The following is a 24,330-nucleotide window of genomic DNA, read 5'->3' on the forward strand; positions in this document are numbered from 1 at the left end:
CGGAGGGCAAACACATGGTGCAGGACGTTTCGTTCAACATCCCCAACAATAACGGCGACGCGGTGCAGGTCAGTGCCTGGCGTTTCGTCGGCGACGGCCACGGGCCGACGGTCCATTTACAGGCCGGGGTGCATGCCGACGAAATCGCCGGGATGCTGGTCTTGCATGTGTTGATGCAGCGTCTTCACGTGGCGCACGCACAGGGCCGGCTCAAGGGCAGTGTGACCGTGGTGCCACAGGCCAATCCGCTCGGCATCGGGCAGTTTTCCCAGGGGCGGATCCTCGGGCGATATCACCATGCGACCGGCCAGAACTTCAATCGCGGATTCGACCGGTCGGCGGCGATGGAACGACCTTCGACCAACGTTCAGCAGTGGCAAAAAAAACTGGTGCAACTGGCGGCGCAGTCGGACCTGATGCTCGACCTGCACACCGACGACGCAGCGCTGCCCTACCTGTATGTACACCGCAGTTTCTGGCCCCGTGGCCGTGAATTGGCGGCGGCGATGAAGATGGACGTGGCGATCATCTGGGACGACGGTGACGATGGCTCTTTCGAAGAGACCATCATTGCGCCGTGGCTGCGTGACGGCACCACCGATCAGCACATGGCCGCGACCCTGGAGCTGCGCGGGCAGGGCGACGTCAGCGATCGATTCGCCGAGCAGGACGCCGAGGGGCTGTATGCCTGGCTTTGTGCAATCGGGGTCATCGACGATGCGGTATCCCCGGCGGACTGGCCCGTCGAAGCCGTGGAGATGGGACACATGGAGACCCTTCTTGCACCGCAACCGGGGGTGCTGATCTTTGAAAAAGAACTGGGTGATGTCGTCGAAGAAGGACAGCGTTTTGCGCGCATCCTGCGTCGCCCGGGTGACCCGGACTCCGAAGTGGTGCTGTTCGCCGAACAAACCGGGCGCCTGGTGACTTGCTGTCGGGATCGTTTCATTTCCCAGGGCATGGGGGTGGCGAAGTTCACGGGTACACGCCCGTCGCGGAACTGGAGCGGAGGGTTGCTGGACCCGAACTAGGCGGCAGTCCTGCTTTTACTGTCGGTGAGCGCCGCAAGAACGTTCACCGGTCATCAAGCCGCGAATGGCGCTGATGGCACGTTCGCGGGCGTTTTCCAGTAATTGCGCAGAGAGCGTCGGCGGCTGGTCGAGGCCATGTGGCAGCGGCCTGACGCCGAGCGCGATATGGGCCTGTTCGAACTGCCGTTCCCGTCGTATCACTCCGGCCGACACCAGTTTGAAATAGAGCCTTGCCAAGCGATCCTGCTGTCTGGGCGTCCCGCGCGCACTCAGGGTTCGCTCTATCACCCCCAGTCGCTGCTCTAGTGCGTGACGGAGCCGGGCTTTGCCCTTGCGTTGGATCGGCAACGGAAATACCGCGACAGGACGCCCAGTCATGCACGCCTCGGTCAGCATTGAAAGGCTATCGCCGGTGACGATAAAGCGATCCGCCAGCGCAAGAAACGCCGGATAAGGATTGTCTTGCGCGCCATCGAATCGGTAACAAAAGCATGGGATGTCGATGGCCGACCGTACCGCATCGAGGGTCTTCGCGGAGGAGCGCGGGCTGCTCGACAACAAAATCGACCCCCCCAACGCCTTGACTGCCGCAGCGGCTTCAGCGCCGAGCCGAGCGCCCGCACTCGGGTCCAGGCAATAGGGTGTGCTGCTGGCGCCCACGAGAACGGCTACCCAGGGTCGAGGCAAGTCGGCGAATTGCTGTCGCCAACGCTCCATTTGCGGCGGGTTCAGGGATCTGGGGTTCATGTAAGGGGCAGGCAGATCCACCACGTTGTCGTTCAGCGCAAGGCCGTATTGCGGCGTCGACAGGACGAGGTCGAAGCGCCACAACGGGGCTTGGGCGCGCCCGACATGGACGAGTCGTGTCCTCCCTGCGGAGCGATGTTTGATCCATTGGGCAACCTGTGCGCAACGCCGCCCCGAACTCAAGACCATGTCAGGCCAGGGCTCGTTCAGGCCTGGTATCGGGCTTCGGGGCGACAGGGGCCCGAACAAAGCGTCCAGCAGGTAAGGATGAGGTTTGACGGCGATACGCTTGCATTCGTAAGGCCAAGGCAGCGCGTCGGCCATGGCCAGTAGCTGCGCGTTATCGCCGGCATGTTGACTCAACAGTACCCAGATTCTCGGACTGTCGGCCGTCTGAGCCTGCAACGCAAAGTCGGCGACGAAGCGATGGGTGTGTCCTGTTTCATCTTCGCAATCAAGCCTCCAGCAACGATCCGGATAGCGCTGCGCCACGCGGTGCAGGAGTCTGCGCCAGCCAGGGACAGAGCTGATCATCGAACCGTCGCGACTCACTTTGGCCTGGATATACAGAAAGCGGGTGGCCAGGCTGAACAACCGATCCACTACCCAGGGCAGATCTTCCGCCGGCAGCGTATCAAGGCCATGGGCCGCGATGAAATCCTGGCCGGGCAAATCTGTCTGGCGCAGCTGGGCAACCTCGTAGTGCCTGATCTCCTGGCCGAGTGCCTCCGTCTGTTTCCACGGTCCGATCAACCCCGTCGTGGTAGTGCGCAGCGTGTGGTTCAGCCGCTTGACGTCCTCCGGGATCAGCGCCGTCTGCGTGATGAATGATCGACAGGACGGGGCAAACGCGGGGCTGGGTTGCGCGGCCGTGTAGAGCTCATACCCGGTAGCATCGGCCGCTTGTTCAAGGCTGAGAAAATATTCGGCGTAAGGATGGATCAGGTAGCTGTACTGGGCGGGCAGTGGTCGCCAGGGCTGTAGATGCAGCGTGGTGTAATGCAAGAGCCGGGATTCTCCGTGTTTATATTCCATGTCCCGGGCGTGCCAGACAGCATCCAGTGTTCCCCAGCAGCCGGGTATCGCGGCCGCCAGGGCATGCAGGGTTTTTTTGCGTTTGGTGGATGCACCTTCCATGTTCCAGCATCGGTGCATCCGCTCGCAGTCGATGAGCATGACCGCGGTCTCCTTGGGAGACAGCGCCAGGTAGCCATGCTCGCCCATCGGTTGGTCGAACAGGGGGGCCGGGTCGGCGGTGTAGATTTGATCGACGTCGTTGTAGAGCGCGCGACCATGGCGCCCCGCGAGGTCCGGGATAGCGAAGCGGTAATTGGTGAAGCCTGTACGCCAATCCGTCTGGACGAAGCCGGGCAGGCCGGTCATCCGGTAAATCTCATAACGGCGGTCCGGGTTTCGCACCTGTGCCAGCGCATAGACAAAAATGCGCTCGGCTCGGTATTGCGCAGGTTCGGTGCCCAGGAATATCCGCACTGCCGGTGCCTGCGGCGCGCCGGCGCGGGCCGCCAGTACGATTGGCTCGATACGGGGAATCGCGACCGGCGTCTCAGTGCCGCACCCGACAACCGGGTTGCGGGTATCGAGGCTGGAGGATGACGGCAACGAACTTTTCAGCCACGACCGGATCCCGCGGCGCATTGGCAGTTCCTCGAAAAAAGTACTGTTCAGAAGCATAGAGGGTAATTGGCAGACGGCGAGAACGAAATGGCCTCTCGGTGCACTGTCGAGTCCAGGCGATGGCCGGGTGTCTAAAGGGCAGGCCAAGTTCATGTATTGATCTAGTCTTGCAAGCAAGCCCTTGAATGATCGTGGGGTTCCTGGCAGTCCAATCCTTAACCTGAGGAGCCTGGGAGAGATGGGTCAATTCGAACGACGCACACTGACAGGCGCCATCATCTTGAGTGCCGGCCAGGGGCGGCGACTCCTTCCGTATACGAAGAATTCTCCCAAATGCCTGATCGAGGTCGGTGGGCAACGGGTCATTGAATGGCAGATCGATGCCTTGTTGGCTGCCGGGATCACGCGCATCACCGCGGTGGTCGGCTATGGGGCCGACCAGGTCGAGCGGGTGTTGAACGACCATTATGGCCCGGGCGTTATTTCGACCATTTTCAATCCGTTCTTTGAAGTTGCCGATAACCTGGCCAGTTGCTGGATGGCGCGGCACGTCATGGGTGACGATTTCATCCTGCTCAATGGCGATACCTTGTTCGACTTGCCGGTGCTGGAGCGGCTGCTGGAGGCTCCGCCAAGGGCGATTACCCTGGCGGTCGACAAAAAGCCGATCTATGACGGCGACGATATGAAAATCCGCCTCGACGGTGATCGTATCTGCGCCGTCAGCAAGCAGATTCCGCTGGATTGTGTCGATGGGGAATCTATCGGCATGATGCATTTTCAAACCGGAGGCGGGGCACTTTTTCGGCGTGCGCTTGAAGAAAGCATGCATCGCCCGCAAGCCCTGCAGCAGTGGTATCTCAGCATCATCGATTACCTGGCGGGCACCACCGGCCAGGTATTCGCCCAGTCAGTCCAGGGATTGGGCTGGAGTGAGTTGGACTTTCCGGCCGACCTCGAGGCAGCGAGGGCGTTGGTCAGGCCTTGGGCAGACCGAATGCAGGGGGCAGAAGCCTTCTTCGTTCAGGGCAAAGATGTACAAACCTAGTCCTGCGACCCACAACCGCTCAACCAATCGGCTTCGCGATGGCAAGCCGTGAACAGTCACAATGAAAATTGGCGTGGCGCACAAAGGTTGCGTGGGACGCCGCATAGTCCCAGCGCTCGACAGTGACCTGCCTTGTCTGTTGATCCAGATGGAGGCGGTTGAAGGAGTTGGGGATGCTGCCGCGTAACCGTGACGAGAGCGTAGTGCCCGCTTGCACCAGCCAGATTTCCTTGGGCAGGCCGGCATATTGAGTGCTGAGTGGCAGCACATAGGGGAGATGGATATGCCCGCCCATCACCAGATCCAGGCCTGAGGCTGCCCAACGCTCCAGTGCGGCCCTTGCGCCAATCTGCAGGTTGCGCAGGTCCGAGGCGACGATGGAGCCGAACGGCTGGTGAGCCACGACAATGCGCAGCTTTTTCGGGTCGCAATTCTGCAACCGCTCAGCCACTTCCTCGATCTGTCGTTCAGTGACCTTGCCGTCTTTTCGCCGTTTGGGGTGCGTTGTATTCAACCCGATGATCAGTGCATCGTCGTTCTCGAAAATCGGCGCGAGGTTGCTGTCGATGTACCTGCGGTAGTACCCGTAGGGTGAAAACAGTCGCGCGAACAGATTGAACATGGGGATATCGTGGTTGCCGGGTATCGCCAATACCTGAGGAATACCATGGTTTTTGAGGCGGTTGATGAACGCCTGGGCTGCGGCGTACTGGGCATTTCTCGCCCGTTGTGTGATATCACCGGACAGTATGACCAGGTCGGCGCCATGCTCGATGACGTGCGCTTCCAAGGCTTGCATGACCGGCGTCTGCTCGGTACCGAAATGCGTATCGGAGATATGCAGAAGTTGAGTCATGGTCACAAGGTGTCCTTTATACGAGGCGATTTCAGGTGCAACTTCATCAGCGTAGACGACGGCTTCTCAGCAGTCGCCAGAGCAACGGCCAGCCGAACACCAGCGGGTAACGGCGCAGCCGCTGGGTCACGACGATGGGCTCATCCAGATGGCGTTCCAGCTTCCAGATCAGGTAGTCGACACCGTTTTCGAAGGTGTAGAAGGATTTGACCAGCCGCGCCACGTTCAAGGTCCTGCCCTGTACTCGCCTGAATTTCCACAGCAGCGCATTGCGCCGGCGCACAGGCGCCGGGCACAGGTTGCGATAGCGATCCTCTTCGCCCGTACAGGCAAGGTGCTTCACGGCAGGGGCGGCGGCGCGGGTGATGCGCGAATAATAGGTCCTGTCATGCCGGACCAACTGCCCGGGGCGATCAACCGACTCGGGACGCAACTCAGCGCCATACGCCAGCGTCAGGGCCCTTTCCCACAGGGTAAAGCTGTCGAATTGATCCGGGAGCATGGCGATACAGCGGCTGATCAGCGTGATCACGGCGCGCGCCAATGCGAGACAAATACGGTTCTGCGTAGCGGGGTCCTTGAAATACACCAGCCGTGACGGCTGGGCGAAACGGGCCCAAAGATAGCTTTGGAACCATGAATCCGTACCCGCCTCGAAATCCCGCAACGACACGATGGCGCATTTGGCCTGCAATATTCGTCCATCGGGCGCCTCGGCCCTGACGAGGAACACGGTGGGGGGCAGCCATGCATTGGACAGCTGTGCCGAGCGCTTTCGATGAGCGTGAGCGTAGCTGTCGACCAGTACATACATGTCGATCATGCCATCGCCGAGGTCACCATCGCGCAAGCATGAGCCGTGGAACAGCAGCGCCGCCAATGCACCGCCCAGGCGTGTGCGCAACACCTGGACGAGGCTATCCAGAGAATCGGGCACCGGCAGCGAGCACTGCGCCCTGATGTGTTCAAGCAGGGCCACAGGCACTTCGCGACCTGTCGAGCGACCTGGGGCGCTATGCATCGTTGAGACCCGAGCGGGGCGCGAACAGCCGGACGATCAGACGGTCGCGCTCGGTGGCCATGTCGATCCGGCTAAGCCAGGGCTGCACCGGGTGTCCGCGGCGCTTCAACAGCAGGGCCGAAACCGTGCGCACACCCAGAATCAGCGTCGAGACGCACGTCCACACGGCCACGAGAACCAGTCCCATGTCATCGGCGTCAACCGCCCATGACCAGGTCAGAATCAGCAGGTTGGGATTACGCCGCGCCGTGACGAGCCTGTTGATCGAATCGAAGGGGCGCCAGAGAAACAGTGAGAAGGGGGCGACGAACTTGAAGGCGCCTTCGCACAGCCGACCTGAGACATAGCCCACGAACATCAACCAGAGCACAAGGTTGAGTGAAACATCCAGCTGCCAGGTCGCTTCAAGCCCGATCCCCCACGCGAAATACCAGAGCGGCGGGTGAATCAGGTCCAGGCCGTGGTCGAAAATGTTGCCGAAGCGGGTCGACGTCACGGTGACGCGCGCCAGTTTGCCATCGACCGTGTCCAGAAACGTCATCAACCAGCCGGCCAACAGTCCCGCACCGAACAGCCCATGCCAGAACAGAAAGCCTGCCGCGATGGCCAGCACATAGCTGGCCGCAGTGACCTGATTGGGGCTCAGTCCCCACCGCACGCACCAGACCGTGGCCCAGTGGGCGGGTATGGGCCAGATACCCCGGGTGATGAAGTCGGTCACACCTTTGTAGGAGCCGTTGAACAATGACTTGCTCAGGTACGCCTGGTTGGCAGGCGTTATGCGGGCGACCCACGGAGGATCGAACTTGCGCAATTGAATCTGTATCGAGGTGGCCACGCTGTCGGGGACCACTGTGCGCAAGTCGGCGACCGCCGCACTGTCCAGGCTGGCCTGGTGCGCCAGTCGATCGACGCTGGCATGGACGGCGACGAGGGTGTCGGTCCGGGGATCCTTTAACGCGACCTCGTGCATGTCCATCAGGCCCCGGAGCACGCGGTCATCGTAAAGGTAATCCTCGCGCAGCAAGACGACTTCACCTTGCGCCGGCAATGGTTCGTCTGCGTCGCAGAGGCGGGCGTTGGGTATCTTCGCCAGCATTCGGCCCAGGCGCTCCCTGGACGTCAGGTTCCATAACCGCACCGGGCAACTGTGGAGCAGATAGACAGGTGTTTTCATTGTTATGCCTGCGTCGAATCCGATGGTTGAAAGGGAGGGCCGCAGCGTCTCATCCGTAGAACAAGCCTGTGCGGTTTCAGCGACGGCCCCGGTCCAGGTAACCCACGATGACAATTGCCACTCCCAGCAAGACCACCGCGGGGCCCAAGGTGGTGATTAACGTGTTGAGCTTCAGCAGCAATCCAAGGTTCACAATGATTTGATTGCTGACATACACCAGCAGTCCGATCAGCGCACCCACGGCAAGCCGGGCACCCAGGCCGGGCGAGCGGGGTTGTGATACGGCAAACGGGATCGCCAGCAGTATCATCGCCAGGGTCAGGATCGGTCGCCCGAGCTTCTGCCACATGGCCATTTCGTACTGCGCCCAAGGCTGGCCCGAGGCTTTGAGGTACTCGACGTAACGGTACAGCTGGCGCGCGGAAAGGCTGTCGGTCGGCAGCGTGATGTCGCCCAATCGTGACCCGCCAAATATCGAATGCCAAGGAAGATGATCGAGTTGTTCCGCCGTTTCAGTGCCCTGGTCCCAGCGTTTCACCTGGACGTTGTTCAGGCGCCACATGCCGGCGTCCTGAATGTCTGCCGTTTGCGCAAAGGTGTAGGAAGACAGGGAGCGGTCTTTGGCGAACCTGAAAATTTCAATGTCCGTGGGCAAGCGCTTGTGCTCGAGCTTGCCGATGCGGACAACCTGATCGTCCTGTCGAGCCCATAGACTGCCTTGATCGTTGCTGGCCTTCGCGCCCGCCGCTATGGCTTCAGACCGCAGTTCCAGGCCATTTTGCTGCAGTGGCGAGGCCACCCATTCATCCAGCGCCCCCCAGGCCAACGCCAGCACGAGACCGGCCAGCATCGCGGTGCAGCCGATCCGCGCAATCGACAGCCCGGTGGCGCGCAGCACGGTCAGCTCCTGGGTGGCCGACAATTGACCGAGCGCGGCAATGCCGCCAAGCAGCGCAATGAACGGGCCCAGTTCGACCGCACGGCGTGGCAGCGTCATCAATACCACTTCGATGGCCTGGTCCAACCGGTACCCGCCCGGTGTCACGTCGTCCAGTTCACCCACCAGATCGAGGGTGGTGAACAGCGGCAGCAGCAGCGCCGCCGCTGCCGCGAAGCCGAAGAACACATGACGGGTAATGTAGCGATCGACGATTTTCATCGGTAGCCGAACCGGAAACTGGTTAGATCGCGAGCGATAAACACCAGCAGGACCACGCTCATCAGCAGCGGCACTGTCCACATCCCCGGGAACAAGGGCAGTGTGTTGTTACCCACCATTGTCTTGCAGATGTCCCCGGCATAGAAGACCAGGGCGAAGACGGCGGTCACCGGCAGCAGGGTGGAGAATCGCCCTTGCCTGGGGCGGGTGCGGCTCAACGGGATGGCAAGCAGTGCAAGCACCGTCGCGCTCAGGCCTCGGGTCTCGCGCCATTGTAATTCGGCCTGGTCCTGGAGGGCGTCGGAGGCCTTGAGCGTTTTGCTGGACGAAGCCTTGCGCTTGACTTCCGCGCTCTGCTCAATGGGTTGCAGATGAAGGCGCAGGGTGGCAAACGTTTCTGAAATATCGCGTGCTGCATTGTGCTGGAGCCAATAGGAGTGACCTTGCTTGAGCTCAACGATCGGATCGTTTGGATCGGGGTTGAGGATGCGGGCTTCATCCGCGCGGAATACGCGGGTTTTTGCACCCGGGTCATAGATCAGCACATCGTGTAGCCTGCCGTCGCTTCGGTCGATCCGCTCGGCCAGGATCATCCTGCCGTTATCGTCGTTCAGATTGAACCGTTGCGGCAGCAGATGATTGACGTCCAGGTCGGTTTTGGATTGCTGTTCAAGGGCGTAGGCCTGCGTATAGGCCCAGGGCCGCCCGTAGAGCGAAAGCATGGCCACGGCCAGCGAGACCGGCACTGCCAGCAGCAGGATAGCCCGGTAAATCCGCAGTGGACTGGCGCCCGAAGCCGCTATCGCGGTGATTTCGGAATCATGACACAGGCGTCCGACCGCAATGGCCACCGAGGCATACAACGCAACGGGCACCAGCACTTCGAGGGCAATCAGGACCTTGTAAAACACCATGTCCAGCACCGCCGGCAAACCGAGCGTGCCCATGGCCGCTTCAGCGAGATAGCGCTCCGCCGAATAGCTGGCAAAGATGAACACCAAAATGCTGACCATCACCAGAACCGGCCGCCCGGTCTCGGCGATGACATAACGTTCGATCAGGAACATGCCACGCGCCTTGATCTTTCGCAGCGACCGCCATGCGCTCCAGCGCCGGTGCACCTTTGCCGTCCCAAGCCATCAAGCGTCGCGCGGTATTGATTGGGTTCTCTGGGCATGGAGCTTCTCCACTGTTTGATGATCCTGCGGCGAATCGACATCGATAGCGGCCTCCGCGAAGGGCATGATCACCGCGCCGATGTTCATGCCCAACTTGGCGGACATTCGTTGCAGCGCCTGTTCCAGGGTCAGTCGACCTGACACGTAACGCAGTATTCCTGCAAGACCCAGAGCACCGGCGATGACCCGTCGGGGATGCTTGCGATCCTGTTCGACCCGCTGCCAGAAACGGGCGAGGCGTCGAGCATCTTCTGTCATGAAAGCGAACAGGTTGCTGCCGCAGTACGGACCGCCACGGAGCCGAATCCCCGTGCGGCGGGTCCCCGGAAAACGCGCCAGCACCGTATCAAGCGGTGTCACTGCGACGACCATGTCACAGCCGCTTGCGGTCGCCTGCTGAAGAAAATAGTCGATCATTTCCCGGCTGAGCAGCGCGTGATCCGCTGTGGTCACCAGCACGGGCTGGCCTGCGGGCTGGCGCGCCAGGCCCATCGCCGCGCTGGCGCTTGGAGAGCCGGCGGGTTCCAGCCAACTGACGCCGGGCGTGTCGAGCAAATGTGCTACCGAAGCATCACGCTCCAGCAAATGCCTCGCGGGCCCCAGCAGTACGATTTGGCCGATGCGGTCGCTGGACGCCAGCACCTCGACCACGCGGCGGACCATGGGAACCCCTGCCACCGGCACCAGTGCCTTGCAGCTCGCTCCGGTCATCGCGGCCACCGGATCGGCCGGGCCCCTGTCCGCAGCCAGGACCAGCGCAGTGAACCGTGGTCCCTCAAATGTGCTTTTCATAGATCCGGTAGCGCTTGTAGGGCAGGGCACCGATGCGCTCCAGAATCTTGCGCATGACCGCATTCGATTCAAGGATCCAGGACATTTCCAAGGCTTCGATGCCGCGCTTGATGAAGGGCGGTTTGAGCGCTTCGATCAAGAGTAGAGCGAGCGTCGGGCCTAATCGACTGAACTGATAATTCTGCTTGACGCCCATCAGCGGCACCCGCGCCGTGCGGGTACCTTTGACGCGTAGCCGCCACAGCAGCCGCAGCCAGCCAAAGGGCAGCAAGCGCCCCTTGAGCGGGGCGATGGCCTCGTTGATGTTAGGCATGGCCACGATAAACGCACAGGGATCGCCTTCGACTTCTGCGATGTACAACAGGTCTTTGGGGACCAGCAGCCTCAAATGAGTGCCCAGCTTGAAAAACTCGCTCTCGGTAAAGGGCACGAAGCCCCAGTTGTGGCGCCAGGCGTCATTAAAGATTTCTCGCAGAAAACCCATGTCCCGCCGGAACTGACGAGGGTCCAGGGGCCTGATCACCACACGCTTTTGCTCACGCGCCATCATGGCCGACAACACCGGGGGAAAGTGCAATTGGTCGGTGCGCATCCAGTAGGCGAGCAGGTCCTTGGCTTGCCCGTAGCCGAGTGCCTTGAGCCGGTGATCATAAAAAGGTTGGCCGTGTCCCATCATGGCGCTGGGGGGCGTATCGAACCCCTCCACGAGCAGCCCGCTTTCCTGATTGATGGTCAGGTTGAACGGACCTGTGATGCGGGTAGCCCCTCGCTGCCGCAACCAGGCCTCTGCCGCCGCGAACAGGCTGTCGAATACGGCAGGGTCGTCCACGGCTTCAAGCATCCCGAAGTGCCCCGAATCACTGCCGTGCAATTGCCGATGAAGCGTGTCGATCTGTGCCGTTATACGCCCCACAACTTCAGTACCCGACCACGCCAGCCACGCCTGCCATGTCAGATGAGCCGCCGCCGGATTCTTTGGCGAAAGAAGTTCGAGGCGTTCGGAATGAATGGGTTCGACCCAGCAAGGGTCGTTACGATAAAGGGTGCCGGGAAAGCTGATAAAGGTTTTTAGATCCAAACTGTTGGTGACGGGGCGCGTAATAATCGGCAGCTGGTTAGTCTTCATCGTTTGGCCACACAAGTCGCTGGAAGTTGAACTCGTCCCGCTTGAACAGTGCTTCGAAAGTCTAGCTGAAGTATTGGCCAAGGCGTGGGCTGCGCAGGTGTTGGCGCACGTTTGCGGCGTAAGTCGTTATTCCCGCTGAACTTCGCGACAAGGGCCACAGTTGAGAATGAGTTGCTTTGGCTGTCGTGAGCTAGCCAGTCGTCGCTCACCTTGGAAAAAATTTGCGAACACCCGGATGCCGATTAGTATTGCGTTAGGCCTTGAATTTACTGGGGTGAGATAAAGCAAACGGTCTGAGGACCCGCAAATCATAGAATCATCGATGGACGGAGAAGACATAGGAGGCAATGAGGCCGTACGTATTAAGTTGGCGCAGCTGTACTGAGCGCTCTTTGGCTGGTCCTGATCTGGACTTAAAAATATGGCTAATCTTTATATGTCTTCGACCCTCGCAAAACATGAACTAAATCATCGTTTGGCTGACTTTTCCACGCTGGTGGAAGCACTCGATTATGCCGCCTTGGGCCAGACCGGCATGAATTATTACGACCGGCATTGCCACTTGAGTGCGGCGGTTCAGTACGGGGAGCTCCGGCGTAACGCTGTCGCAACAGCCAAACGGTTGCTGGGTCTCAAGTTGAAGAAAGGCGACCGGGTCGCGCTCATCGCCGATACGGACCCCAGCTTCGTCGAGGCGTTTTTTGCCTGTGAATACGCCGGCCTGATCGCGGTGCCTCTTCTGGTGCCTTCCAATCTGGGGAGCCATCGTTCGTATGTGGAAAAATTGCGCGGGCTGCTCGCCAACTGCGCGCCGGCCGCCGTCCTCGGGCTGGAGGACTGGCTTCCCTTTGTCCGCGAGGCGCTGGGCAGTACCGCGAAAATGTTCGTCGGGACCCTTGAGCAACTGAGTACCTTGCCGGCGGAGCAGGCGCTTCCCAGCGTTTTTCCGGACGATGTCGCCTACCTGCAATACACCTCCGGGAGTACCCGTTTTCCTCGGGGCGTGATCATCACCCAGCGTGCGGTGATGGCCAACCTGCGCGGCATCGTCGTGGACGGTATCGGCGTTCGCGCGGGCGACCGGTGCGTTTCCTGGCTGCCGTTTTATCACGACATGGGGCTGGTGGGTTTTGTCCTGGCACCCATGGCGGCGCAACTGTCTGTCGACTACCTGCGCACCCAGGATTTCGCCACCCGGCCTGGACAATGGCTCAAACTGATCAGCCAGAACCGGGCGACTGTTTCGGTGGCTCCGCCGTTTGGCTATGACCTCTGTACCCGGCGCGTCCGGGACCCGGAAAAGGCTGCACTGGATCTGTCCAGTTGGCGTGTCGCAGGGATCGGGGCGGAACCGATTCGGGCGTCGGTCTTGAGCCGTTTCGCGGATCGTTTCCTCGACTGCGGATTCGACCCGCTCGCTTTCATGCCCTGCTACGGCCTGGCGGAAAGCACACTGGCCGTCAGTTTCGCCCGCCGCGGGTCGGGGGTCCTGGTGGACCATGTCGATCGCCAGATGCTGGAGTATCAATCCATGGCCGTGGCCTGCAGCGCGGAAGATCCGGGCAGCTGCGTCTTTACTAACTGTGGCGCCCCTCTGCCAGGCCATCGCGTAGAGGTCCGCAATGCGGCCGGGCTAGTCGTTGCCGAACGTGAAATAGGGCGGATATTCGTGCAGGGTCCCAGCCTGATGTCGGGTTATTTCAAGGACCCGGTGAGCACGCCGCTGGCGTTGCACGGCGACTGGCTGGACACCGGTGACCTGGGCTATCTGTCCCAAGGTGACATCCATATCACGGGCCGGCGCAAGGATTTGCTGATTGTTCGCGGTCGGAATATCTGGCCGCAGGATATTGAATTCCTGGTGGAGTCCGAGCCGGAATTGAGGCCGGGTGATGCCATCGTGTTTGTCGTTCCGAGCGATGACGAGCCGCAGGTCGTGGTCCAGGTTCAATGCCGCCTCCGTGAGTTGGAGCATCGCGAACACCTGATCCATACCCTGGTGGCGAAGATCACCAGCGAGTTCGGGCTCACTGCCAACGTGCACCTTGTACCGCCTCACTCTCTGCCACGCACTTCATCGGGCAAGCCTTCCCGTGCCGAAGCCCTTGAGCGATTCGTGGCCCAGGACAAGGCCGATTCTTCTTATCTGGCCCTGGGGGGGGCGTGAGCGCACGCGTTGTTTCGCTCACCGGCGCGACCGGCTTCATCGGCAGCGTCTTGCGTCAACAGCTTGCCACCTGCGGGGTGGAACTGCGTGCCTTGGGTCGCGACAAGAGCGGAACGGGCGCGGATGGCACCCAATGGATCAGGGGCACACTTGAAGATGAGCAGGCCCTCGTCAAGCTTACCCAGGGCGCGCACGTGGTCATCCATTGCGCGGGAAGGGTCAGGGGCCGGGACGCCCGAGACTTTGACTCGGTCAACGTGCAGGGGAGCAAGCGCTTGATGGACGCGGCACGGCGCAGCGGCAGTTGCGAGCGTTTTCTGCTGATGTCTTCACTGGCCGCGCGACATCCGACGTTGTCCTGGTACGCCGCCTCAAAATTCGAAGGCGAACGGCAAGTCACCGCCGCGGCGGGAGCGATCGCCGTCAGTATTTTCCGGCCTACCGCCGTGTATGGGCCGGGCGACCGAGAGTTGCGTCCGTTGTTCGATTGGCTACTGCGCGGGTGGCTGGTCACCCTCGGACCAGGCCATGCATTGCTCAGCTTTCTCCATGTGTACGATCTGGTCGAGGCCGTCATGCAGTGGCTGGATGCCCCTGTCATGCACGCGCAGACCTTTGAGTTGTGCGACGGTCGGGCGCAGGGCTACAGCTGGGCAAGCCTGGCCAGCATCGCTTCAGAAGTACGCCACGGACCGGTACGGCAAGCTCCCGTTCCGGCCACATTATTGAAGGGGCTCGCACGGGCGAACCTGGCGCTGTCTCATTTCACTCGGCGCGCGCCCATGCTGACCCCCGGCAAAGTCAACGAACTGCTGCATCGCGACTGGACCTGCAGCAATGCCCGCATCAGTGCGGCGCTAGGCTGGGAACCGCGGATTTTGTTGCGCCAGGCCTTGCAGGATCATCTGTTCTAAACCGGCGACAAGCCGCCGAACTCAAGGAGACTCCGTAATGATCTCGCAAGAGGTGATACTCGAGAGGGTGATGCAGTTCATCGGGCAACTGGTGCCTTCCGAGACGCCAATCGGTCCCAATACTGACCTTGTCCTGGACCTCGGGTTGGAGTCGATGAAGATGATGGACCTCGTGATGGAACTGGAAGACGAGTTCGACATTTCGATCCCTCTCAATATCCTGATGGATGTACGGACCTCTGCGCAGTTGGCCCAGGCGATTGTTGGCCTGATGGAGCACGAAGATGGGACTGTTTGACAAGTTCGGTAAGTTGGCAGCCGAGCGCGCCAGTCTCGGGGACTCGCCACTCTTGCCTTTCGGTACGCGTATCGATGAGATGTATTCGCCGACCGAGGGCTGCATTCAGGGCAGGAAAGTGATTCTTGCCGGCACCAACAATTACCTTGGGCTCACCTTCGACCCCACGAGTATCAAGGCGGCGCAGCGCTCTCTGGAGTTCGAAGGAACCGGTACCACCGGCTCGCGCATGGCCAACGGCAGCTACGCCGGGCACGTCGCGCTGGAGGCGGAACTGGCCGACTTTCTCGGCCGACCTTCGGTGATTGTGTTCTCGACGGGCTATGTCGCCAACCTGGGCGTCATCGGCACGCTGGCCGGGCCGCGTGAAGTGGTGCTGCTTGACGCCGACTGTCACGCGAGCATTTACGACGCCTGCAAGCTGGGCGGCGCAGAAGTGATCCGCTTTCGCCATAACGATGCCGCTGACCTTGAACGACGCATGCTGCGGCTCGGCGAACGCGCTCGAGAAGCCATCATCCTGGTGGAAGGCATCTACAGCATGATGGGCGACCAGGCGCCGCTCAGGGAAATCGTCGACATCAAGCGCCGGCTCGGCGGCTATCTGCTGGTTGACGAAGCGCATTCCTTTGGCGTCCTGGGGGCTAATGGCCGGGGGCTTGCCGAAGCGTTGGGCGTGGAGCCGGAAGTGGACATTCTGTTGGGCACGTTCAGCAAGAGCCTGGGCGCATTGGGAGGATTCGCCGCCTGTCACGACCCGCAAATGGACCTGCTTCGCTACGCCAGCCGGCCGTATATTTTCACCGCCTCGCCGTCTCCCTCGGCGATTGCTTCGGTAAGGTCGGCGCTGGCGGCCATCCGGGCGCGCCCCGAATTGCGGCGTCAGTTGTGGTCGAACGCGCGACGGCTTTATCAGGGGTTGGCAGGCGCTGGCTACCGGGTCGGGCCACAAGCCAGCCCGATTATTCCGGTGATGCTGCAGTCGCCTCAGGAAGGCATGGCAATGTGGCAAGCGCTGATCGGCAAGGGCGTCTACGTCAATCTTGTACTTCCGCCAGCGACGCCCGGCGCAGTCACGCTGGTGCGTTGCAGCGTCAGCGCCGCCCATAGCCATGAACAGATAGACCATATCATCGAGGCCTTCGCTTCATTGCGCGGGCCGATGGGCATCGCTGCAGCAGGCACTTGATCGTTGTCTCAGGATGACGGGGAGCGACTCTTTACCCATTGCATAGCGAACGACATTCATGGGGATTATTTTTGCCTTTGGCCGCTCCTATCCGGGCCGTACTGTTTTGATGCTGCTGAGTCTTCTGTTGGCGGGGCTGGTTGAGAGTGTCAGCTTGACCACCATGCTTCCGCTGATATCGGTGATGCTTGAAGACCAGCCCCATTCGCGGCTGGCAACCCATGTCTTCGAGATTATGGTCTCGATAGGCCTGCAGCCAACCATTGCAACCATGCTGGTGGTCATTGTCGTGGGCCTGACACTCAGCAACCTGTTGATATTGCTGGGCAATCGGCAGGTCGGCTATACCGTGGCGCACGTGGCAACCGACCTGCGCGTCGACCTGATCAAAGCGTTGCTGGGGAGCCGCTGGGAGTATTACCTGCGCCAACCCGCCGGGGCGCTGGCCAACGCCGTCGCCACCGAAGCCTATCGTGCTTCCACGGCCTACGAGCACGCCGCCAATATGCTCGCGTTGGGCATTCAGGCCGCCGCTTATGCCGCCATCGCGCTCGTCGTCTCCTGGCAGGCTGCGATCATTTCGCTGCTGGTCGGCTTTGCGCTGCTCTCGGTCTTGCGAGGCCTGGTAAAGGCATCGCGGCGTGCCGGCAAAAGCCAGACCAGGCTGATGCGCGAGCTGCTGGTCCAACTGACCGATACGCTAGGCTCGGTGAAACCGCTGAAAGCCATGGCCCGTGAAGACATCGCCGATTCATTGCTGCGCCATCACGCCGGCGAGCTCAACACGGCAATGGAACGCGAAGTCATGAGCCGGGAAACGTTGAGGGCGTTGCAGGAACCCATGCTGGCGGTCCTGGCAGCAGCGGGTTTATACATGGGGTATGTGCTGGGCGGACTGCCGCTGTCTTCGGTGATGGTGTTGATCTTCGTGGTCGTGCGCATGCTGGGATTGCTGCACAAGGCCCAGCAACGCTATCACCGGATGGCCGCGCAAGAGAGCGCCTACTGGGCCATCAACGAGTCGATCGACTGTGCCATTGCCGATGCCGAGCCCATCGGCGGGACCGGCGCACCCACCTTGAAGCGGCAGATCGTTTTCGACAATATCCAGTTTGGTTACGGCGACCGGCAGGTTTTGAAAAACGTATCGATGCGCTTTCCGGTCGGTTCTTTTACCAGCCTGATCGGCCCTTCGGGCTCAGGCAAGACCACCGTCCTCGACCTTCTTTGTTCGCTGCTCATCCCGCAGTCCGGACGCATCTGGGTAGATGACATCGAACTCCAGGACCTGGACAGGCGAAAGTGGCGACGCTTGATCGGTTATGTCACCCAGGAAACCTTACTGCTGCACGACAGCATCCTGGCCAACGTGACCTTGGGAGACAAGGCCCTGACGGCCGTCGATGCGGAGCGCGCGCTGCGTCAAGCCGGGGCCTGGCAGTTCGTGCAAGAGAGTCCCGACGGGTTGCACGCCATCGTCGGTGAACGCGGTGCCAAGCTGTCCGGTGGGCAAAGGCAGCGTATCGTCATCGCCCGTGCCCTGGCTCATCGTCCAAGGCTGCTGATCCTCGACGAAGCCACCAGCGCGCTTGATCCGGAGTCGGAGGCTGCCATATGCCAGGCGCTGAAAAGCCTGACCCCTGAAATCACCATCATCGCGGTGTCCCATCGCCCGGCCATGATCCGCATTGCAGACCAGATTCTTGAACTGCGCGATGGCAAGGTATCAGCCGTACAACACGCGCTTCGATCCTGACGGCAAAAGCGGTCGCAGGTGGTTCAGTCAAGAGCCGCGCGGAAGGCGACACGGCTCACGGTCTGTAGGCGCAAGGCTTGCCCGCGAAGCTTTTAATGCTTGAACATCACATGCCGTACGACGGTGTAGTCCTCCAACCCATACATGGACATGTCCTTGCCATAACCGGACAATTTCTGACCGCCATGGGGCATTTCGCTGACCAGCATGAAGTGGGTATTCACCCACGTGCAGCCGTACTGCAACCGCGCTGAAAGGCGATGCGCGCGACCGACGTCCGCGGTCCAGACCGATGACGCCAGCCCATAGTCCGAATCGTTGGCCCAGCCCAGTACCTGGGCTTCATCGGTGAATTGAGTCACCGACACCACCGGCCCGAACACTTCGCGACGGACGATTTCGTCGTCCTGTTGCGCGTCGGCCAACACCGTCGGCTCGAAGAAGAAGCCATTGCCCTCGACCGTCTTGCCACCGGTGATCAAACGGATATGCGGCTGCGCCACGGCACGTTCGACGAACCCGGCGACGCGGTCGCGATGTTGTGCGGTGATCAACGGCCCCAGTTCGGTCGATGGATCATCCTGCAAACCGTACTTGATGCTGCTGACCGCTTCGCCGAGCTTTTCGACGAATTTTTCGTAGATGCCGGCCTGGGCGTAGATGCGGCAAGCAGCCGTGCAGTCCTGGCCGGCGTTGTAGAAACCGAAGGTGCGAATGCCTTCCACGGCCGCCTCGATGTCGGCGTCGTCGAAGATGATCACCGGGGCCTTGCCACCCAGTTCCATGTGCATGCGTTTGACGCTGTCGGCGGTGCTGGAAATGATGTTCGAGCCGGTGGCGATCGAGCCGGTCAGCGACACCATGCGCACTTTCGGGTGCGTGACCAGCGGGCTGCCGACCGTAGGACCACGGCCGAACACCAGGTTGAGCACGCCGGCCGGGAAAATCTCCGACGCCAGTTCGGCCAGGCGCAGGGCGGTCAGCGGGGTTTGTTCCGACGGCTTGAGCACCACGGTATTCCCGGCGGCGAGGGCCGGGGCAATTTTCCAGGCGACCATCATCAGCGGGTAGTTCCACGGCGCGATGGAGGCGATCACGCCGACCGGGTCGCGGCGGATCATCGAGGTGTGGCCGGCCAGGTATTCACCGCCGGCCGAACCGCTCATGCACCGGCTGGCACCGGCGAAGAAGCGGAACACGTCGGCAATCGCCGGGATTTCGTCATTGAGTGCGGCGCTGAAGGGTTTGCCGCAGTTGTCCGATTCCAGTTTGGCCAGCTCTTCACCGTGGGCTTCGATGGCGTCGGCGAGTTTGAGCAGCAACAGCGAGCGCTCTTTCGGTGGGGTTTGCGACCAGCTGTCGAACGCCGCATCGGCAGCCCGCACGGCGGCATCGACCTGGGCTTCACTGGCTTCGTTGATTTCGATCAACACGCGGCCGAGGGCCGGGTTGAACACCGGTTGGGCGGGGCCGTCGCCGTCGATCAGTTGGCCGTTGATCAAGAGTTTGGTTTGCATGGCATTGTCCTCATTGCAGCTTTTATTTTTCTGTCGGAACCGAAAAACCTGTGGGAGCGGGCTTGCCCGCGATAGCGGTGGATCAGTCAACATCATCGTTAAATGTGACGCCCCCATCGCGGGCAAGCCTCGCTCCTACAGGGATGGTTGTTATCAGATCGAGGTTCGGCTGGCCGATGCGCCGGAAACACCAGCGGGTTTGGCAAGCGGTTTGGAGAACTTCCAGGCATCACCGGCCGGCGCCGTGCCTTTGTCGTAAGGCTTGCCGAGCAGCATGTACACCAGGCCGGCGCCCATCACTACCAGCGTGGTCAGGATCATCGAATAATTGATGTACCACGGCGCGTCCGGCGAACGCGGCCAGACCATGTTGACGATGGCGCACACGCCATACACCAAGGCTGCCAGGTTTACCCAAAGGCCCCAGGCGCCGAGGGTGAATTGACCATTCGGGCGCCAGCCCTTGGCGCGAGCGATCAAGGCCGCGACGACGATCAACTGGAACGCGACGTAGATACCAATCGCCGCGAAGCCGACGATGGTCGCCACGGCATCGGCCATGAACATGCCCAGGCAGACAATCGCTGCGGGCACCAGCCCGCTGATCAGCAAGGCGAACGACGGCACATGGTTGCCCGAGAGGCGCTTGAGCAGCGAACTGCCAACGATCATTTCGTCACGGGCATAAGCGAACAACAGACGGCTGGCCGCTGCCTGCAGACTCAAGACGCAAGAGATAAACGACACCATTACCACCGCCATGACCAGCCGCGAACCGACCGGGCCAAAGGCGTTGGCCAGGATAGTGGCCACCGGATCGGTGTCTTCACCGGCCAATACCTTGGCCATGTCCGGCACCGAAAGAATCAGCGCCAGGCAAGCGAACATCGCCGCGGCACCGCCGATGTAGATCGTCATGCGCATGGCTTTGGGAATGCGCTTGCCTGGGTTCGGGGTTTCTTCGGCGACATCGCCGCAAGCCTCAAAGCCGTAGTACTGGAACAGACCTGCCAGGGACGCCGCGAGGAACGCCGGCAAGTACGAGCCATTGACTTCAAGGTTGAAGGTGTCGAACAGCACGCTGAACGGCTGATGACGCTCGAAAATCAGCAAGTAGCCACCGACGAGAATCGCCCCGACCAACTCGCAGAGAAAGCCGAACATGGCGACGCGTGCCAGCAGCTTGGTGCCCACCAGATTCAGGCAGGTCGAGAGCAGGATGATCGACAGGGCAATATAGATATTGGCCTCGGGACCCGGATTGAAGCCCAGCATAATCGCCAGATAGGGCCCGGCACCGACGGCTACGCCAGCGATGGTTGCACACAAGGCCCACGCATAGACCCAGCCGACCATCCACGCCCAGCGCTTGCCGACCAAACGGCGAGCCCACGGATAGACACCGCCGGAAATCGGGAATTGCGAAACGATTTCACCGAAGATCAGGCACACCAGCAGTTGGCCGGCACCGATCAGCAGGTACGACCAGAACATTGGCGGGCCGCCGGCGGCCAGGCACAAACCAAACAGGGTGTAGACACCGACGACCGGCGACAGGTAAGTGAAGCCCAGGGAAAAGTTCTCCCACAGACTCATGCTGCGATTGAAATCCGAACTGTAGCCGAGGGCGCGGAGTTGTTCCGCGTCCTGATCGGCGACGCTTGCACGCGCGTTGGGTAAGCCACTCATTTTATTTCCTCATTATCAATGGCAGTTGATTTGCAGTACTGGCGGGTTGTCCCGCCATTGCTCGTTTGAGCTTGTTGTTTTGTTCAGGCCTCGCACCTGTAGCCGCTGCCGAAGGCTGCGTTCGGCCGCGAAGCGGTCGTAAAACCTGGGTGCAGGGTGCTCATGAAACACCGCATCGTCTGATTTCACGATCGCTTCGCGGCCGAACGCAGGCTTCGCCAGCTGCTACGTCCTGTGGCGCAGTGGGCCCGCATTTTCAAGCCTGTTTTTTGGTCTCGGCGTCACGCCCGTCGTCGTATTGGGAGAGCCACTCGACGGCCGCATCGCGGTAGCGGCTGAAGCCCTTGTAGTCGACCAGTTGCTGGTTCAGATCCCGCAGGACCCGATGCATGCGTCGGGCCCACGCCGGGTTGGTGGCGATGTCTTCGAGGCTGAGCAAGTAAGTGCGAATCGGGAAGACGATGGCGTTACTGCGCGGCAAGCGATGCAACGGCTGCAACTCGATACGCAGGTAGACCAGTTTGCCGGCGTTTTCCGCGGTCACGATGGTGCGGTCCGGTGCCCATTCCGGCAGGCTTTCGGCCGACACTTCGAGGCGCGGGTTGACGGTCAACGACCAGTTCAGACGACGCACCGGATGGCCTGTGCGCAGGCGCAGCAGAAACTTCAGGGCGCGGTCGAGCATGCCGATTTCCTTCACCAACGGCACCGGCCCGTGGAACTCTTCCCAGCTCATGCCGAGGTTGAAACGCAAGGAATAATCGGCGCGCTGGGTTGCGATCCCTGCCCCCCAGTACAGCGTGCCGTCACGTTCTTCTTGCAGCACCCAATCGCCCTGCGCCTGACGGGTCACATACTCCATGGGCTCATAGGGCAGGGTGGTCGGATCGCCGAAGGTAAAGTGGTCGTCGATGTCCAGCAGACGGTTGGTCCAATGCCACTGCCGACCTTCACGCGCCAGGCTGAAGTACTGCGGATAATCCCGGGCGTAGGACTCCATGATCAACTCAAGCAAATCCCATTGCGCCTCCATCATGTGCGGGGCCGAGACGTAGTGCATGCCGGGATCTTTTTCCAGGGTGATCGCACGGTCCCGGCACTCGCTGATGTAGTGCTCATCGATATCAAAGGCGGCACGAAACGCACCGTCGCCGACTGAGACATGCGGCTCGAGGTTCATCGAATACATGTAGTCGTCATCAGGGAACGGGAAGGGCGCCCGCGCGATGGTTTCCGGACGGTTGGCGAAGGTGTAGTCGTCGCGGTAGGTTTCGTCGGGATTGAATTGGATATTCATTGTTATGTCTCCGTCGATCAGAGGTCGATGACCAGGCGATTGCATTTGGCGCGGGATACGCAGGGCATGATTTTCTTGCGGCTGGTTTTGTCTTCATCGGACAGCCAGTCATCGGTGTGCAGCAGCTCGCCGTCGAGTTCCAATACCTCGGTTTCGCAGTGACCACAGGCGCCGCCACGACACAGGTAAGGCATGCTGTACCCGGCGGCTTCCACCGCTTCGAGCATGGTCTGGTCGGGCGAGACTTCGATGGTTGCGCCACTGCGGCCGAGGGTGAAACTGAAGGCTTCGCCGCCGCTGCTTTGTTCAAGGAAACGCTCGAAGTGCACATGGCTGTCGGTCCAGCCAAGATCGCGGGCACAGGCCAGGGTGGCGTCGATCATGCTGTCCGGACCGCACGCATACACGTGGCTGCCCAGCGGGCGGTCCGCGAGGATCCGGCCTATGTCCATGCGCGACTCGATGCCTTTGCGGTACAGGTGGACCTGCTCGCCGTAGGTGGCTTGCAACTCTTTGCCAAGCTGCGCGTGCGCTTCGCCGCGAACCGCGTAATGCAGTTCAAAGGGCACCTTGCTCAGCCGCAGTTCTTCCAGTTGGGAAATCACCGGCGTGATGCCGACGCCGCCGGCGATGAACAAGTGCAGGCGTGCCTGTTTGATCAGCGGGAACAGATTGACCGGTGGCGTGACCTCGATCAGATCGCCTTCTACGACGTTGTCGTGCAGCGACACGGAACCGCCGCGACCGCTTTCAACCCGGCGCACGGCGATCTGATAGCTGCTGGTGTCGTAGGGTGAACTCAACAGCGAGTAAGGGTTGCGCAAGGTGTTGTGTTGATTGCCGATCAGCACCACGACGTGGCTGCCACCGGAGAACGCCGGCAAATGTGCGCCGGTCGGCGACACCAGGGTGAAGCGTTTGATTTCCGGGGTGACCGATTCGATTCGGGCCACGCGCAGATTCAACGTCCCATTGTTCTGGCTCATGTGTCGAGCTCCTCGGCTTCGGGCAATTCACCCGGGACTTCGGCATCGGCCTTGACTGCCTGAAAAGCCGCCAGTCGCCGGGAGTAGTGATCGCGCACCACCAGCGTCAAACCGCAACCGGGGCAGTCGTAAACGCGTTGGGTGACATTTTCGGTGTAGGTGTCGCAATGCACGCACCAGACTCGGCGGACCAACGTCCCGGAGTGTTCGCGCAGCACTTCGTCGCGATTCAGGTCGAAATGCGTGGCCACTTGCATGGCACTGCCCAGGAAACTTTCAGAACCGGCGAGGTAAAGACGAGTGCCCATACGCGCTTCACCGAGCAGCGTCTTGAGTTCGTCGATCAGCGCCTGGTTGGACGCATGCACATGCAGTGAGTGTTCGCGGTGCTGCTGCAATTGGGCCAAGTAGTCCTGGCCGGAAAACGACTCTTGGGAGTACAGCAAGGTGATCGGTCGATCCAGCCCTGCCATATCGCCCAACAAGCGCAGCATGGCGCGACCGCCGCTGCCTTGCCCGGCAATGATGTGCCGAAGGCCTCCTGGTAGCGGTTGCAACTGGTCATAGACCGGTCGGCTTTTGATCCCGGTGATCAACATTTTTATTATTCCTCCTGGCTACCGGCTCGGCTGATGGAAGCCGGCCCTGATGCAAAGCCCAATGATGGTGGGGTGCAGATAGCAGGAGCACAGGTCGTGCCAGATTATTAAGCCATTGAATCTAAAGGTTTTTATGGTTTTGTGGGAG

Annotated in this window: 20 protein-coding genes; 7 read left to right on the top strand and 13 right to left on the bottom strand. The window is 60.9% G+C overall.

All coding sequences use genetic code 11. From position 1 onward, the window contains the following. Positions 1-14 precede the first annotated feature (14 nt). Positions 15-1,031, top strand: a complete 1,017-nt coding sequence (locus ACA057_RS13025; RefSeq protein WP_497348903.1) for a M14 family metallopeptidase — start codon at positions 15-17, stop codon at positions 1,029-1,031. A 15-nt stretch (positions 1,032-1,046) separates the two neighbouring features. Here the strand turns inward: ACA057_RS13025 and ACA057_RS13030 are convergent, their stop codons facing one another. Then, positions 1,047-3,434 carry an ELM1/GtrOC1 family putative glycosyltransferase gene (locus ACA057_RS13030; RefSeq protein ID WP_497348905.1) on the bottom strand — a complete coding sequence of 796 codons (2,388 nt, stop codon included), beginning with the start codon at positions 3,432-3,434 and terminating at the stop codon, positions 1,047-1,049. Positions 3,435-3,651: 217 nt separating this feature from the next. Between ACA057_RS13030 and ACA057_RS13035 the strand changes: the two genes are divergently transcribed. Next, positions 3,652-4,461 carry a phosphocholine cytidylyltransferase family protein gene (locus ACA057_RS13035; RefSeq protein ID WP_497348907.1) on the top strand — a complete coding sequence of 270 codons (810 nt, stop codon included), beginning with the start codon at positions 3,652-3,654 and terminating at the stop codon, positions 4,459-4,461. Between the two features lie 19 nt (positions 4,462-4,480). Here the strand turns inward: ACA057_RS13035 and ACA057_RS13040 are convergent, their stop codons facing one another. The 7 genes from ACA057_RS13040 to ACA057_RS13070 all read right to left on the bottom strand — a co-directional run bounded on the left by ACA057_RS13040 (position 4,481) and on the right by ACA057_RS13070 (position 11,770). Continuing rightward, on the bottom strand, positions 4,481-5,317 hold the full coding sequence (locus tag ACA057_RS13040) for a metallophosphoesterase family protein (protein ID WP_497348909.1): 837 nt from the start codon (positions 5,315-5,317) through the stop codon (positions 4,481-4,483). Positions 5,318-5,363: 46 nt separating this feature from the next. Next, positions 5,364-6,296: a hypothetical protein gene (locus tag ACA057_RS13045; protein WP_497348911.1), complete on the bottom strand. Its 933-nt coding sequence runs from the start codon at positions 6,294-6,296 to the stop codon at positions 5,364-5,366. 34 nt (positions 6,297-6,330) lie between these two features. Beyond that, complete coding sequence (locus ACA057_RS13050) at positions 6,331-7,515, bottom strand: CDP-alcohol phosphatidyltransferase family protein (RefSeq protein ID WP_497348913.1); 1,185 nt, start codon at positions 7,513-7,515, stop codon at positions 6,331-6,333. A gap of 76 nt (positions 7,516-7,591) precedes the next feature. Further along, a complete protein-coding gene (gene lptG, locus ACA057_RS13055) occupies positions 7,592-8,674 on the bottom strand; it encodes an LPS export ABC transporter permease LptG (RefSeq protein WP_497348915.1) in 1,083 nt (360 codons plus the stop codon). Further along, positions 8,671-9,741, bottom strand: coding sequence for an LPS export ABC transporter permease LptF (lptF, locus tag ACA057_RS13060; RefSeq protein WP_497348917.1), 1,071 nt, complete (start codon positions 9,739-9,741; stop codon positions 8,671-8,673). The genes lptG and lptF overlap by 4 nt, the downstream gene beginning before the upstream one ends. A gap of 72 nt (positions 9,742-9,813) precedes the next feature. Next, a complete protein-coding gene (locus ACA057_RS13065) occupies positions 9,814-10,644 on the bottom strand; it encodes a nucleotidyltransferase family protein (RefSeq protein WP_497348919.1) in 831 nt (276 codons plus the stop codon). Next, a complete protein-coding gene (locus tag ACA057_RS13070; protein ID WP_497348921.1) occupies positions 10,628-11,770 on the bottom strand; it encodes an N-acetyltransferase in 1,143 nt (380 codons plus the stop codon). Before ACA057_RS13070 ends, ACA057_RS13065 begins: the two co-directional genes overlap by 17 nt. A 421-nt stretch (positions 11,771-12,191) precedes the next feature. Between ACA057_RS13070 and ACA057_RS13075 the strand changes: the two genes are divergently transcribed. Genes ACA057_RS13075 through ACA057_RS13095 form a run of 5 tightly spaced genes read left to right on the top strand, consistent with a single transcriptional unit; the run spans position 12,192 to position 18,094 of the window. Next, a complete protein-coding gene (locus ACA057_RS13075; RefSeq protein ID WP_497348923.1) occupies positions 12,192-13,937 on the top strand; it encodes a fatty acyl-AMP ligase in 1,746 nt (581 codons plus the stop codon). Beyond that, positions 13,934-14,851: an NAD-dependent epimerase/dehydratase family protein gene (locus tag ACA057_RS13080; protein ID WP_497348925.1), complete on the top strand. Its 918-nt coding sequence runs from the start codon at positions 13,934-13,936 to the stop codon at positions 14,849-14,851. The genes ACA057_RS13075 and ACA057_RS13080 overlap by 4 nt, the downstream gene beginning before the upstream one ends. A gap of 37 nt (positions 14,852-14,888) precedes the next feature. After that, entirely contained in the window at positions 14,889-15,149 is a 261-nt protein-coding gene (locus tag ACA057_RS13085; RefSeq protein WP_497348927.1) for an acyl carrier protein, read from the top strand. Next, a complete protein-coding gene (spt, locus tag ACA057_RS13090; protein WP_497348929.1) occupies positions 15,136-16,338 on the top strand; it encodes a serine palmitoyltransferase in 1,203 nt (400 codons plus the stop codon). The genes ACA057_RS13085 and spt overlap by 14 nt, the downstream gene beginning before the upstream one ends. Positions 16,339-16,396: 58 nt before the next feature. Next, positions 16,397-18,094 (top strand): ABC transporter ATP-binding protein, encoded by a 1,698-nt coding sequence (locus ACA057_RS13095; RefSeq protein WP_497348931.1) that lies wholly within the window; start codon positions 16,397-16,399, stop codon positions 18,092-18,094. Positions 18,095-18,186: 92 nt separating this feature from the next. Here ACA057_RS13095 and ACA057_RS13100 read toward each other — a convergent pair whose 3' ends face one another. The 5 genes from ACA057_RS13100 to ACA057_RS13120 all read right to left on the bottom strand — a co-directional run bounded on the left by ACA057_RS13100 (position 18,187) and on the right by ACA057_RS13120 (position 24,182). Continuing rightward, positions 18,187-19,611: a gamma-aminobutyraldehyde dehydrogenase gene (locus tag ACA057_RS13100; RefSeq protein WP_497348933.1), complete on the bottom strand. Its 1,425-nt coding sequence runs from the start codon at positions 19,609-19,611 to the stop codon at positions 18,187-18,189. A gap of 153 nt (positions 19,612-19,764) precedes the next feature. Continuing rightward, complete coding sequence (locus tag ACA057_RS13105; protein ID WP_497348935.1) at positions 19,765-21,300, bottom strand: APC family permease; 1,536 nt, start codon at positions 21,298-21,300, stop codon at positions 19,765-19,767. A 256-nt stretch (positions 21,301-21,556) separates the two neighbouring features. Then, positions 21,557-22,597, bottom strand: a complete 1,041-nt coding sequence (locus ACA057_RS13110) for a heme-dependent oxidative N-demethylase family protein (protein ID WP_497348937.1) — start codon at positions 22,595-22,597, stop codon at positions 21,557-21,559. A gap of 17 nt (positions 22,598-22,614) precedes the next feature. Further along, complete coding sequence (locus ACA057_RS13115; protein ID WP_497348939.1) at positions 22,615-23,583, bottom strand: PDR/VanB family oxidoreductase; 969 nt, start codon at positions 23,581-23,583, stop codon at positions 22,615-22,617. Continuing rightward, a complete protein-coding gene (locus ACA057_RS13120; protein ID WP_401358458.1) occupies positions 23,580-24,182 on the bottom strand; it encodes a dimethylamine monooxygenase subunit DmmA family protein in 603 nt (200 codons plus the stop codon). Before ACA057_RS13120 ends, ACA057_RS13115 begins: the two co-directional genes overlap by 4 nt. Positions 24,183-24,330: the final 148 nt, after the last annotated feature.

It is taken from the genome of Pseudomonas sp. LBUM1661 (assembly GCF_059695925.1).